The 12,085-nt window shown below is 53.3% G+C and carries 14 protein-coding genes; 9 read left to right on the plus strand and 5 right to left on the minus strand.

What is annotated here, in order from left to right; genetic code table 11:
- From ACZ5PT_RS08460 to ACZ5PT_RS08495, 8 genes are all read left to right on the plus strand, one after another.
- The gene (locus ACZ5PT_RS08460) at window positions 1–1,080 is read left to right on the plus strand and encodes a beta-ketoacyl synthase N-terminal-like domain-containing protein (RefSeq protein ID WP_464266379.1); all 1,080 of its coding nucleotides are present in this window, start codon (window positions 1–3) and stop codon (window positions 1,078–1,080) included.
- A gap of 16 nt (window positions 1,081–1,096) precedes the next feature.
- Window positions 1,097–1,660 carry an acyloxyacyl hydrolase gene (locus ACZ5PT_RS08465; protein WP_464266380.1) on the plus strand — a complete coding sequence of 188 codons (564 nt, stop codon included), beginning with the start codon at window positions 1,097–1,099 and terminating at the stop codon, window positions 1,658–1,660.
- 3 nt (window positions 1,661–1,663) lie between these two features.
- A complete protein-coding gene (locus tag ACZ5PT_RS08470; protein ID WP_464266381.1) occupies window positions 1,664–2,110 on the plus strand; it encodes a DarG family dialkylresorcinol biosynthesis protein in 447 nt (148 codons plus the stop codon).
- Window positions 2,107–3,111, plus strand: a complete 1,005-nt coding sequence (gene darH, locus ACZ5PT_RS08475; protein ID WP_464266382.1) for a BtrH-related acyltransferase DarH — start codon at window positions 2,107–2,109, stop codon at window positions 3,109–3,111. Before ACZ5PT_RS08470 ends, darH begins: the two co-directional genes overlap by 4 nt.
- 18 nt (window positions 3,112–3,129) lie before the next feature.
- On the plus strand, window positions 3,130–3,894 hold the full coding sequence (locus ACZ5PT_RS08480; protein ID WP_464266383.1) for an ABC transporter ATP-binding protein: 765 nt from the start codon (window positions 3,130–3,132) through the stop codon (window positions 3,892–3,894).
- An 11-nt stretch (window positions 3,895–3,905) separates the two neighbouring features.
- On the plus strand, window positions 3,906–5,225 hold the full coding sequence (locus tag ACZ5PT_RS08485) for an ABC transporter permease (RefSeq protein ID WP_464266384.1): 1,320 nt from the start codon (window positions 3,906–3,908) through the stop codon (window positions 5,223–5,225).
- A 38-nt stretch (window positions 5,226–5,263) separates the two neighbouring features.
- Window positions 5,264–5,536 (plus strand): phosphopantetheine-binding protein, encoded by a 273-nt coding sequence (locus ACZ5PT_RS08490; protein WP_464266385.1) that lies wholly within the window; start codon window positions 5,264–5,266, stop codon window positions 5,534–5,536.
- A 73-nt stretch (window positions 5,537–5,609) separates the two neighbouring features.
- Window positions 5,610–6,395: a hypothetical protein gene (locus tag ACZ5PT_RS08495; RefSeq protein WP_464266386.1), complete on the plus strand. Its 786-nt coding sequence runs from the start codon at window positions 5,610–5,612 to the stop codon at window positions 6,393–6,395.
- Window positions 6,396–6,507: 112 nt separating this feature from the next.
- On the opposite strand, the gene ACZ5PT_RS08500 is transcribed toward ACZ5PT_RS08495, so the two are convergent.
- The 4 genes from ACZ5PT_RS08500 to ACZ5PT_RS08515 all read right to left on the minus strand — a co-directional run bounded on the left by ACZ5PT_RS08500 (window position 6,508) and on the right by ACZ5PT_RS08515 (window position 10,850).
- A complete protein-coding gene (locus tag ACZ5PT_RS08500) occupies window positions 6,508–7,656 on the minus strand; it encodes a beta-ketoacyl-ACP synthase III (RefSeq protein ID WP_464266387.1) in 1,149 nt (382 codons plus the stop codon).
- A 241-nt stretch (window positions 7,657–7,897) separates the two neighbouring features.
- On the minus strand, window positions 7,898–8,425 hold the full coding sequence (locus ACZ5PT_RS08505; protein WP_464266388.1) for a DUF4410 domain-containing protein: 528 nt from the start codon (window positions 8,423–8,425) through the stop codon (window positions 7,898–7,900).
- Between the two features lie 205 nt (window positions 8,426–8,630).
- The gene (locus tag ACZ5PT_RS08510) at window positions 8,631–9,923 is read right to left on the minus strand and encodes a B12-binding domain-containing radical SAM protein (protein ID WP_464266389.1); all 1,293 of its coding nucleotides are present in this window, start codon (window positions 9,921–9,923) and stop codon (window positions 8,631–8,633) included.
- Between the two features lie 345 nt (window positions 9,924–10,268).
- Window positions 10,269–10,850 (minus strand): YceI family protein, encoded by a 582-nt coding sequence (locus tag ACZ5PT_RS08515; RefSeq protein ID WP_464266390.1) that lies wholly within the window; start codon window positions 10,848–10,850, stop codon window positions 10,269–10,271.
- A 179-nt stretch (window positions 10,851–11,029) separates the two neighbouring features.
- Between ACZ5PT_RS08515 and ACZ5PT_RS08520 the strand changes: the two genes are divergently transcribed.
- Window positions 11,030–11,482 carry a YaiI/YqxD family protein gene (locus tag ACZ5PT_RS08520; protein WP_464266391.1) on the plus strand — a complete coding sequence of 151 codons (453 nt, stop codon included), beginning with the start codon at window positions 11,030–11,032 and terminating at the stop codon, window positions 11,480–11,482.
- On the opposite strand, the gene ACZ5PT_RS08525 is transcribed toward ACZ5PT_RS08520, so the two are convergent.
- Window positions 11,479–11,922 (minus strand): tetratricopeptide repeat protein, encoded by a 444-nt coding sequence (locus ACZ5PT_RS08525; protein WP_464266392.1) that lies wholly within the window; start codon window positions 11,920–11,922, stop codon window positions 11,479–11,481. The genes ACZ5PT_RS08520 and ACZ5PT_RS08525 overlap by 4 nt on opposite strands.
- Window positions 11,923–12,085 lie beyond the last annotated feature (163 nt).

Below are 12,085 nucleotides of genomic sequence, written 5' to 3' on the forward strand. Positions count from 1 at the left end.
ATGCGGATGGCGATCCAGGGGATTGGCGTATCCGGCGGTTTTGGACTCGGTGTTGAGTCCTTACGTGCGGCCCTGAAGTGCGGCACCGTTGCGCCGCAACAGGGGCATGTTGAGCACCATGGCGAAATTGATGAGTTCCCGGTCTATATGGCGAGTCTGGAAGGGCTGGATGAGTTTTTTCCGAAACGGGCGCTGCGCCGTATCGATCACTGTTCGAAGCTGACGTTACATTCTGCCTGCCTGGCTCTCACCGATGCCGGAATATTTAACGCTGAGCGCTCGCGCATGGGGGTTATCGTCGCGACCGGTTATGGACCATTAAAAACCACCTTCGATTTTCTTGATTCGTATCTCGATTTCGGCTACTCGTGCAGTTCTCCGACCCACTTTTCCAATTCGGTGCACAATGCCGCTGCGGCCCACGTCTCGATGCAGCTCAAATCGACCGCGCCCAGCTTGACCGTGACCCAGTTTGAGATGTCGGTCCCTTCGGCCCTTTTGACCGCGCAACAGTGGTTGGCCGAGGGTCGGGTCGATCAGGTGCTGTTCGGTGCGGTCGACGAATATTGCCAGGTGCTGCGCTACTGTCGCAAGCAGTTTTTCGGCGCTGGTGAGCAGGGGCCGTTGCAGCCGTTTGATTACCAAAAGCAGAGCGCCGTCGTTGGTGAGGGGGCAGCCTTTTTCGTCCTGACCCGGGCTGACGAGCCTGCCGCTTACGCTGCTATCGATTCGGTCAGGCTCGGTAATCATCTCGCCTGTCCGGTGACGTTGCCATCGGACGATCTGCTGATCGTTGGTGCCGATGGTCATAAGGAGTGCGGCCGCAGCTATGCGCAGGCGCTTGACGGGCGCACCGCTGCTGGCTACGCGCCGCTCTACGGCAGTTTCCCGGCGGCGGCCGGTCTGGATCTGGCGGTGGCAGCACTGTCGCTACGGGATCGCACCCTTTACGCAAGCCCTGAGCAGAGTGGCTTATCGGCCGCACAAGTGGTCACAACCAGGCCGCTTGCTGACGAAAAGCTCAGCTGTTTAAAATTCGGCGCGGGCGGCGATTACGGCCTGATCCGCTTGTCGACCTGAGGTTATGATGCGTGTTGTGTTGATAGTTTTCGTTGTTGTTTGCAGTCTGGTTTCTGCCCTGCCGGTCTATGCCCAGGCAGCTAGTTCTACCAGTGATTATCTACCGACCCGTTACGGAGTGGCGCTGCTGGCCGGTACCGCTTATAGTCCTGATCATTTCGGCTTGCTGATGGCGCAAGGGCAGGTCCAGTTCGATTATGATCGGATTTTCTGGCATGCCGCACCGGAACTGTTGCGCCTTAAACTTGAGGCCAATGCTGGCATCACCACCGACGGCCGCCAGCGTGGGCTTTTGGCGGTCAACGCCATGGCACTCTATTATCTTGAACGTTTCAAGCGCGGCAGCTGGACTCCCTATGGCGAGGCTGGCATTGGCCTGGTTTATAGCGATTTTCAGGTGGCGGGGCAGGGCAGAAGATTTAATTTTAATCCGCAGGCCGGAGTGGGGCTCGAATATGCGTTGCCGAGCGGCGCGGCGCTGACGACCGCCGTGCGTCTGCATCATATTTCTAACGCCAATACACATGAGGATAATCGCGGCGTCAATTCGGCGCTGCTGATGATCGGTTATCTGTTTTAAATTATGAAAAAAGAAGATGTCCCACAACAAGGCGGCCTAGGGGCAGGTTGCCGCGAAGTCAATTATGCGGTCGATAGCGATGGCAGTTACACCCTCGAAGCGAGCGAAGGCTGGGAGGCCAAGACGGTTGCCCTGCGCCAGGCCTGGGAAGCGATTGATGCGCAGTTAGGTGCTGAGTTAGTCGCGATCAAGGCGGGAAAGAGGAGCGCGCTGGCTTATCATATGGTCAAAAATCAGATGGATGTGGCCTTGCTTTCCCAGTATTCCGGCGTCGCCCGTTGGCGGGTGAAGCGGCACTTAAAGCCGTCGGTCTTTGCTAAACTCGACTCGGCGGCGCTATCCCCCTATTGCGAACTGTTCAGTATCACTGTTGCTGAGTTGCGCTGTGTGCCGGAAGCAGCAGATCTGGCTCTGAGCGAATTTGCACAACCCGAAGGCGCTAAATCTTGAAGATAGAGTTTCCCCATCGTCAGTTCGCCCATTGTGAAAGCGGCGTGACCGCCAATCTGCTCAATTATCACGGCCTGCCATGTTCCGAAGCGCTGGCTTTTGGGATCGGTGGCGGACTGTTTTTCGCTTACGTGCCGTTTATTAAACTGAACTTTCTGCCGTTGACCACCTTTCGCAGCAGCCCTGGTAGTATTTTTAAAAAGGCCGCCAAACGGCTCGGTATTGAGGTGACAAGACAGCAGTTCCGTGATCCCGCGGCTGCTGAGCGAGAGCTTGATCGACTGCTTGCAGAAGGTCGTCCGGTCGGAGCGCAGGCGGGTGTGTTCTGGCTACCGTTTTTTCCCCCTGCTTACCGCTTTCATTTCAATGGCCACAATCTGGTGGTGATTGGCAAAGAGGGCGAGGATTACCTGATCAGCGATCCGATCTTTGAAAAGACAGTGCGCTGTCCGGCCAGCGACCTGCGTAAGGCGCGTTTTGCCAAAGGGGCGTTGGCGCCGAAAGGTAAAATCTATTACATCGAAAAAATGCCGGATGTCGTCGACTTGCCGGCTGCGATCGAGGCTGGGATCGTTGATGTTTGCCGGATGATGCTGAAAATTCCGGCACCGTTGGCCGGGGTTCGCGGGATCCGACTGTTGGCGCGGCAACTGAGTAAGTGGCCGGCCAAGCTTGGTGAAGAAAAAACCATTTTACATCTCGGTCACGTCATCCGCATGCAAGAGGAAATCGGCACCGGCGGCGGCGGATTCCGTTTTATTTATGCCGCCTTTCTGCAGGAAGCGGCCGCTATTCTTGACAATGCTCGACTGCTGGAACTGTCGCAACGCTGCACTGAGATTGGTGATTTGTGGCGTAGCTTTGCCCTGCTCGCCTCGCGGGTCTGTAAGGGTCGGGCGGCGGTGCAGGATTCCTTTGACGAGCTTGCCGAGTTGTTGCGTCAGTGTGCGGACCAGGAAGAGCTCTTTTTTAAAGACCTGCAGGCGGCGATCGGTCGTTGACCGATTTTGCGAGAGACAATGACTGATTGCCCAACAGATAAGCTCCTTTCGATCGAGAATCTGGTCAAAGTTTATCCCGGCTCAAGCCAGCAACCGGCGCTTGCTGGCTTGAGCCTGTCGGTTGCGCGCGGCAGTATCTTCGGCCTGCTCGGACCCAACGGCGCGGGTAAAACCACGACTATTTCGATTCTATGTACATTGCTGCTGCCGACCTCCGGGACGCTGACGGTGCTCGGTCATGATATCGTTCGGCAAGCGGATGCGGTTCGGCGGAAAATCGGTTTGGTGCCCCAGGAAATCGCACTTTATCCGAGTTTGAGCGCCCGGGAAAATTTGCGTTACTTTGCGCGCATGCTGCGAGTCGGGCGGCGTCGAATCGAGGAGCGGGTGACGGAATGCCTTGAACTGGTCGGGCTGCTCGACTGTGCCGACCGGCGTGTTGAGACCTATTCTGGCGGGATGAAGCGGCGCGCGAATCTGGCGGTCGGGATTCTGCACGAACCGGAGCTTCTGTTTCTGGACGAACCGACGGTCGGCATCGACGCGCAATCCCGCAACCTGATTCTGGAGCGGCTCGCTGAACTGAACCGTGCCGGGATGACACTTATTTATACCACTCACTATATGGAAGAGGCACAGCAGCTTTGTGATGAAATTGCCATTATCGATGCCGGGAAGGTGATCGCCTGCGGCGCACCGAAGCAACTGGTGGCCGATGCTCCCGACTGTGAAAACCTTGAAGATCTGTTCCTGGCCTTGACCGGGAAGCAGCTGCGCGATTAGAGCGGATAGCGATGTTGTTACTGGCGAATATCAAAAAAGAACTGCTCTTGCTCAGCCGTGATCGGGGCGGGTTGCTGGTGCTGTTTGTCATGCCGATGCTGCTGGTGCTGGTGTTGTCGCTGATTCAGGACAACCTGTTCCGGGCGACCGGCGAGAGCGCGACCCGCGCCCTCTTTGTCAACCTCGATGAAGGATCCTTGGGGGAGGATTTTGCAGCCAGGCTTGAAGCTACCGGGGCTATCGATCTGGTCGAAGCCGTTGCAGGTGAAAGGTTGGACAGCGAAACGGCGCGCCAGAAGGTCTTCAGCGGTGATTACCAGTTTGCCATTGTTATTCCCGGACAATTCAGTGTTGGGATCAATACGGCAGCCGAGCAGGCGGTTCGTGCGGCGTTAGGTGGCGAAGAGGTCGCGTTGGAGCCCAGCCGCTTGCTGATATTTTTCGATCCGACCGTGCGTGGTGTCTATCGCACGGCAGTGAGCAACGCTCTGCAGCGGGGGGTGCTCGGCCTGGAGATTGCGCGTAAGAGCGAAGCCTTGGCGCGACTGCTGCCGGAAGTGTTACAGCGCAGCATCACTGAGCAGACCGGCGGCTACTTTCCGGCCGGCGAGCCGCTGTTGCTGCCGCAACTCTCTTCCGCGTGGGGCAGCCAGACGTTGCTCGAACTGCATGAGGAATCCGCTTATCTTGAAAAATATACGACCTTACCGACCTCGGTGCAGCAAAATGTCCCGGCCTGGACCTTGTTCGGCATGTTTTTTATCGTCATCCCGCTGGCAGGGACCCTGATTCGTGAACGTCAACAAGGGACTTTAACCCGGCTGATGACGATGCCGGTGTCAAGCGGTAGTCTGTTGCTCGGCAAGGTCTTTGCCTATGTGACCATCTGTCTGGTGCAGTTCGGATTAATGCTGCTGGTTGGCAGATTCGTGCTGCCGTTGCTCGGCACCCCGGTCTTGGATCTTGGTTCGGCGCCGCTGGCGTTGTTGATTGTGGCGCTGGCCGCGGCATTGGCAGCCTGTGGTTTCGGGATCCTGGTCGGCGTTTTAGCGCGCAGCTACGATCAAGCGTCCACCTTTGGTGCCGTGTCAGTGGTGATTGCCGCCGCCCTCGGTGGCGTGATGGTTCCGGTTTACGTGATGCCTCGCACGATGCAGGAGCTGAGCGTAATTTCACCACTCGGCTGGGGACTCGATGCTTTCCTCGAAATCTTCGTGCGCGATGGCAATCTGCTCAGTGTCATGCCGCAGGTTGCCGCACTGATCGGGCTTTTTCTGGCCTGTATCCTGTTTGCTGCAGTGGTTTTTCGCCGCATGCGGCGGGGTATTTAAGGCGCTTAACGGTAACAACAAGGACTGGAACAAGAGTTATGAACGATAGTTTGGCACGTGAATTGATAGTGATGATTATTGAATTGTGTAATGTTGAGGGTGTTGCTGCCGAGGAGGTTTGTGTGGACGCTCCCCTGGTCGGGCCCCAATCGCCCTTGGGACTTGATTCCCTCGATGCGGTAGAATTGGTGGTTGCAGTGCAGAAAACTTATGGAGTGCGGATCGGTGGCGGCGATTCCAGCCGCGAAGTTTTGCAGTCTATTACCTCCTTGGCTGATTTTATCCGTCTGAAACAACCAAAACGCGGTTGAACGTTTTGCTTGCTGTTTATAGATCTTTTAAGGTTACGCGCGGGTTAATGGCGTCTTTTTCAGGAGCACTGTGATGAAATGGCCGAGACTCTTCGAAATTGAAGATCAACGCTGGCTCCCCCAGCTATTGCGCAACCAGATGACTGATGCACTGCAATATCAAATCCTTGATATGAAGGTATATGATCCAATTCTTCCAGAATTCCAGTGGGTTATGCAGCAATCGCAGACAAAAAACGTGGTTGATTTGTGTTCTGGCGGAACCGGGCCGTGGCACTACCTGGCGCGTGAAATTTCAGACTTTGAAGATATTATTGAACGTATTACCTTAACTGACTTGTATCCCAATGAACGCTCATTGAAGGGCATAGCTGATCAGCATCCAATCTTTTGCTATAAATCCTCTCCTGTAAATGCCTTAAATATTGATACCGACCTGGAAGGGGTGCGCACGCTATTTTCGAGCTTTCATCATTTTGATAAATACCAGGGCACGTCAATTCTTCAGGATGCGGTTGATAAACAAATGCCCATTTGTATCTTCGAATTTACCGGCCGGCGGGCGTTTAATTTCTTAATTACACCCATCTTTACGCTTAAATTATTTACCAAGCTGCTATTTAGAACGCGTTTAACGCTATCGAAATTGTTGTTTTCCTATTTAATACCGGTGGTTCCTCTGATCTACCTCTGGGATAGTGCTATCTCCCACCTTCGAAGTTATTCTCAAGACGAATTGCGCGATATCATCAAGAGCGTTAAAAACTCAGAATCCTATAGTTGGGAAATCGGAGAGAGTCGGTCCCCCAAAACATCCCTGAAAAACACCTATTTGTTTGGTTATCCGAATCGGGCCTAACTGCACATGTGGAGAGCTGCCGTTCTGGATGCAGAGCCGGATGTCGCTGGAGAGAAACTCTGTCGAAACTACAAAAAAAGGGTTTGCTCGCTGTAGCTAGCCTTTTTTGCGATCAGACAACAGTCAGCTGCAGGTAGCAGATGGAGAACCTGCCGCTTTCAGGAATGTAGCAGAGGAGCTTCTCGCCTTTTTTCAAGCGTCCAGATTTGAACAGTTCTTCCAGGATGATGTAGAAAGAGGCCGAGCCGGTATTGCCTTTGTTGGGCAGATTCGTGAACCAGCGCTCTTCAGGGATGTCCAGGCCGACCTTTGCCAGCCCCTCCATCAGAGGTTTGCGAAAATAGTCAGAAGAGTAGTGGGGGACAAACCAGTCGATTTGCTGCGCTTTGAGCCCGTGCTTGTCCATGATGTGCGGTAGCATCCGGTCTGCTGAAGTTTTGATGATTTCCGCATTCAGCAGTTTAACATCCTGTTTGACATTAAAAACCCCCTGTTCAATGGCCGCCGACTTGTCATATTGCCGCCACCCGCGAAGGGTACCGTCCGGTTGTTTGTTGGCGCCAGCGTACATACAGGGTTCTAACTCATGGGCAAAAGAGCGATGCTCCATCCAATCGATTCTCAGGGCCAGCCGGCCATCGGTGGGCAGGTCGCAGCTCAAATAGGCGGCACCGGCGCCGTCTGAAAGCATCCAGCGGAGAAAGTCCTCTTCAAAGGAGAGGGATGGGTCGTTCTCCACGGCGGCGTTCTTTTCGGCAGAGATCTTTTCCACTTGCTGCGCACGCATAAAACTCGACGCCAGCTCCGAGCCGGTGGCCACGGCATTGCGGCTTTGACCGCTGGCAACATTCATCCATGCGTATTTGAGGGCAGAAATTCCGGCCAAACAGATCCCGGCTGTGCTGATTGCTTCTAAGGGGGCTCCGCCCAGTTCGCCATGAACCATTGAGGCATGCCCCGGCATCAGCTGGTCGGGCGATGAGGTTCCGCAGCAGAGACATTCGATCTGCGCTGGTGTGAAGTTGTCCTGAGGTTTGAGTCGTCGAATCGCTTCGGCGGCCAACTGAGCATTGGTGTGGGTGAAGGCGCCGGTAGTTGGATCTACTGCGTAATAACGGTTTTCGATTTTATTATTGCGGAGAATGATCCTGCGGGTCCGGGATGGGAGCTGGTTTACCATCCCCAGGAGCTGTTCAATCTGGATGTTGTCTATTGGGTCGTTAGGCAGAAACGTTGCCATGTCAGTAATATAAACGGTCATACGAGTTTAAACCTTTGCTGTCTCTGCTTTGCCTGGCTTAGGGTCGCGCTTGAGTTTTGGGGAGAATTGGGTAGAAGACTTTTCCTTTGTTTGGATGGTTTATCTGCCTTTGTTCTAAGCAGTCGATCCGCTAAAAAAAAGGGCTACCCCAGCTAGTTTTTAGTTATCCAAGGCAGCACCTAATATAGCTACGAACAGTATTTTTGTAAATTTTTTTAATCCCCGCTTTTGACGATAGAAGTCAGCTGAGTTTTTTCAAGGTCTTTGTCACTTCAATCAGCATTTTTTCGTTTAACTTGGCAGGAATCACAATCCAGTTCGGATTACTCGATCCGACCCCATCATCTTTGGAGAGGATTGCCGCGTCTTCCTCAGCATAGAGCGCATAATGAGTGTCCATCGATGCCGCTCCGGCGCCAAATCCAACCATAACTCTCAGCGCCTTATTGCCGGGATTATATTTTTTAATTTTTACCGCCAGAAGGTAGTGCCCCGGCTGCGTTTTGAATGAAGATTTGTCCTTGAGAATATTGACGTTGTAACCGGACTTAGAGGCATAGCCTAAAAAGTGCCGCTGCATAAAGTCCGCAACCTCTTCGATCTGCACAGCATTTTCCGTCGGGACTTGGTTGGTGATTTCTGTGTCACAGTAAAAATGCAGAGTGATAGCATTTCCATCGGATAATTTGGGTGCGCTGATCTTGGCTGCACAACCAGCGGTGAAGAGTAAGCTCAGGCAAAACAAAATTGTGGCAGTACCTTTGAACATTTATATCTCCTTATAGGTTGATTGGGAGATGTTAACCTGCCTGTTTGCGCTCCGCTTGTCAAATGTTTTTCTGTCCATAGGCGAGGAGAGATAGTCAGGGAAAACCGTAGGTTGCGGATTTTTCCGAACCGGGAGCTAGCCGTTCGGTGCCGGTCGGTTGGCGAGGCTAGGCGGTCGGCAGGGAGAGATAACAACCCTATTCTGCTTACACCTTTGCGGCACGATGTCCCTCGGTCAACAGGTCCGCATAGCGCTGGTAGAAGAGTTTCTCGTCCAGTCGGGTCGGCAACACGGCGTTGGTCAGGGTGTAGTAATCGAGGTCGTGATTGCTTATTTGGGATTGCATTTGTTGATGCAGTTGAGTGCCGGGCAGCGGGGTTAAAATGGTGTACATCGGCAATTCGATTTGTTGTTCGCAGACGAAGCTGCCGAGCTGGTCAAATTGCTGCTCTGAATAATCCGGCGAGATGATGAAATCACCGACGATGGTCAGACCCAGTTGGTGGAGGATACGGATCGCTTCTCGGTTGGTCGCGGCACTGCTCTCTTTGTTCATTCCACCTAAGGCGCGGTCATCAATTTCCTCAAAGCCGATGACCACCGCGCGCAGGCCAACCTCCTGCCAGCGCTGCAGCAGTTGTGGGTGGCGGACGACAGTATCGGAACGGACATCGACTAAATATTGCTTTTTGATGCCGGCGCTATCCAGTGCGTCGGCAAGTTTCAGCGCATGCGTCGGGTTGCCGAAACTGTTGGCATCGACCAGGCGGATAACCGGGGTTTGCTCCAGCGTTTGAATGTCGCGCACCACCGTATCGATTTCTGCTGTCAGGTAGCGGCCGCCTGTGATTGGCGCAATGCAACAGAAGTTGCAATCGTAGGGGCAGCCGGCGGCACTTGCGACCAAACCCATCTGCAAGCCGAGAGATTGCAGGGTGTATTGGGGGCGATAATGCTCGACCAGGTCGTAGCGTGGGGCGTTGGAACAGCACAGATCCGCGAGGTTATATCTTCGCGTTTGCCAGCTCAGCTTGGTCCCCGGTTGACTACGCGCAATGCCGGGGACGATGGGCGGTGTGCCGGTCTCCAAGGCTTCGACCAGTTCGCGCAAACTTTGCTTGCCGAGGCCGATAACGATCCAGTCAATCTGCTCTTGATTGAAAAATTCAGGATCGCAGGAAGCGTGACTGCCACCGATCACAATTTGCGCCGCACTGCTTTGCCGCACCTGCGTGGCTAAATTCAGGACGGTGTTCGCTTCACAGGTCATAGCGGTGAAGCAGACCAGATCCGGTGAGAATGAAGCTAAATGCTCGCTAAACTGATCCGGCTCCACTTTGAGGTCAAGGATGCTGATTTGCTGCCCGGGCAGGTTGCCGGCCAGCATTTCCAACGCCAGAGGCTCGCCCCGAAATATCTGCTTCAGTGAATTAATGCCGTAGCTTTCCTCAGGGATGCTACGCCCGCAGTTAGGTGGATTGACCAGAAGAACCTTCATGGAATTCTTTCTCTAGCAGGGAATTATGTGCTTTCGGGAGATATCCTAGGCAGGTCAGGACACTAACTGAAACCCTTGGAAATTGTCAAGCTAAAAAGGCTTTAAAGCGTTTAGGAACAGTAGGTTAGGGCGATTGGTGTGCTAATGAAAGCGCTGCCAAATTAGTGTCACCATCGTGATTTCCTCTCATGGAATCGGTACGCCGATACAGCGGGCCAAAACCAGGAGAGGAAGACCACGAAAACCGCTAATGCTAAATAATTTCCTCGGCGGTATTTTCTCGAACCGTTACTTGGGCGGCAGAGAAGCGCAGAGAAGGTCCGGCTCGGTCCGATCTTTTTTCTGCTATTTCATCACCGCCTCTATTTCCAGTCCGATTTCCACTTCGTCGCCAACCACGACACCTCCGGTTTCCAGGGCCTTGTTCCAGGTCAGACCGAAGTCGCGGCGGTTGATTTTGCCGGTGGCTTCAAAGCCTGCTCGCTGGTTGCCCCAGGGGTCAATTGCTGTACCGAGGAAACCACCCTGCAGAGTGACTTCTTTGGTGATCCCTTTGATGGTCAGGTCGCCAATGACGACGATGTCGTCACCGCTGCCGGTAACCTTTTGGCTGACAAAGGACATCCGTGGGTGTTTTGCAGCGGCAAAGAAGTCATCGCTGCGCAGGTGATCGTCCCGTTTCTGATTGCGGGTGTCGATCGAAGTGACTTGCATTATTGCCGATGCGGCACTGAGGGTTTTGTTACTGCCATCGGCCTCAATCGTTCCGCTGAAATCGTTGAAGTTGCCTCGCACCTTAAAAACCATCAGGTGGGGGATCGTAAAATGGATCTGGGTGTGCGCGGGGTCTATTTGATAGGTTGCGGCAACGGTTGCCTGTGCAGCGAACAGCAGGACAATAAATAGAACGGATAATTTTTTAAGCATGGGTCGCTCCCTTTGAGAGTTGGTAATAATTAGGCTAATTATGACTCAAAAGGTAATATAATGCATCTTCTTCAAGGAAAAAAATTGTTTACGCCATTTGAATATAGTATTTATCTACGACGTTGCGATTACGGGGGCATTTTTATGTCTGTTTGATCATTTTGCTTGAAAGGGAAAAGATGAAGATTTGGATTGATGCCGATGCCTGTCCCAGACCGATCAAGGAATTGCTCTATCGTGCTGCCGAGCGGCGCGGCATCATTTTGACTTTGGTGGCGAATAAGGCGATTGCGTTTCCGCCTTCTCGCTGGATTCGTGGGGTGCAGGTGGGTGCCGGACCGGATGTCGCTGATCAGGAAATTGTTCGTCTGCTGGAAGCGGGTGACCTAGTGGTCACTGCGGATATCCCTTTGGCTGCTGATGTCATCGAGAAGGGCGGTCATGCCCTTGATCCGCGTGGCGAGTTTTTTAGCGAAGACAATATTCGCGAACGGTTGTCGGTGCGCAATTTTATGGATGAATTGCGCAGCAACGGTGTCGAAACCGGTGGGCCGTCCTCCTTCAGTGGTAAAGACAAGCAGGCCTTTGCCAACCAGTTGGATCGTTTTTTAACCCGTCAGGGCGGGAGTTAGCGAAGGCCAAAGGTACTGAAAACCCGGCCGAGCAAGCGATTGACGGGGTGATTACGTTTAAGGCTTTTGAGTATGGCCGGCTTTCGTAGTCCGAGCTTTTTTAGTTCTTCAATGATTTTCGGGTTGGGGCTGGTTTTTAGCCCCAGGCGGAGGGCGTCGATCGCTTTGCCTTTTTCTCCCGCCATGAGCAGAATGCGCCCAAGAATAAGATAGTGCAGTGAATTCCCCGGTTCGCGCTTGATCGATTCGCGACAGACTTTGGCGGCCGAGTGCATCCGCCCTTGCCCCTTGGCCAGGCAATAGGCCAAGTAGGTGTTGAGCTCCGGGGTATTGCGATGCTCAGCAACCTGGCCTAAAAATACCTGCGCGGAATGGATATAGCCTTTTTCGGCGGCTTCGATTCCTTTGTGGGTCAATTCGTCCAATTCGTCTGAACTCATAATTCTCGATCCTTCTTTTTTTCTTCGCGGTCTATCATCTTTGAACCTACAAGTATAGCTGATTTTTAGTGACAAAAGCGTCTGGATTTTCCGTTTTTCTGTGTATCGTTTGCTGGACATTGGCTTCATAGGTTATTACCATGGTTGCGTTGTCTTCATCTTC

The organism is Desulfuromusa ferrireducens (assembly GCF_055389805.1).

Coding starts and splice junctions, on each gene's coding strand:
- ACZ5PT_RS08460 (WP_464266379.1), top strand. CDS start 1: ATGCGGATGGCGATCCAGGGGATTGGCGTATCCGGCGGTTTTGGACTC.
- ACZ5PT_RS08470 (WP_464266381.1), top strand. CDS start 1,664: ATGAAAAAAGAAGATGTCCCACAACAAGGCGGCCTAGGGGCAGGTTGC.
- ACZ5PT_RS08480 (WP_464266383.1), top strand. CDS start 3,130: ATGACTGATTGCCCAACAGATAAGCTCCTTTCGATCGAGAATCTGGTC.
- ACZ5PT_RS08485 (WP_464266384.1), top strand. CDS start 3,906: ATGTTGTTACTGGCGAATATCAAAAAAGAACTGCTCTTGCTCAGCCGT.
- ACZ5PT_RS08490 (WP_464266385.1), top strand. CDS start 5,264: ATGAACGATAGTTTGGCACGTGAATTGATAGTGATGATTATTGAATTG.
- ACZ5PT_RS08495 (WP_464266386.1), top strand. CDS start 5,610: ATGAAATGGCCGAGACTCTTCGAAATTGAAGATCAACGCTGGCTCCCC.
- ACZ5PT_RS08500 (WP_464266387.1), bottom strand. CDS start 7,656: ATGACCGTTTATATTACTGACATGGCAACGTTTCTGCCTAACGACCCA.
- ACZ5PT_RS08505 (WP_464266388.1), bottom strand. CDS start 8,425: ATGTTCAAAGGTACTGCCACAATTTTGTTTTGCCTGAGCTTACTCTTC.
- ACZ5PT_RS08510 (WP_464266389.1), bottom strand. CDS start 9,923: ATGAAGGTTCTTCTGGTCAATCCACCTAACTGCGGGCGTAGCATCCCT.
- ACZ5PT_RS08515 (WP_464266390.1), bottom strand. CDS start 10,850: ATGCTTAAAAAATTATCCGTTCTATTTATTGTCCTGCTGTTCGCTGCA.
- ACZ5PT_RS08520 (WP_464266391.1), top strand. CDS start 11,030: ATGAAGATTTGGATTGATGCCGATGCCTGTCCCAGACCGATCAAGGAA.
- ACZ5PT_RS08525 (WP_464266392.1), bottom strand. CDS start 11,922: ATGAGTTCAGACGAATTGGACGAATTGACCCACAAAGGAATCGAAGCC.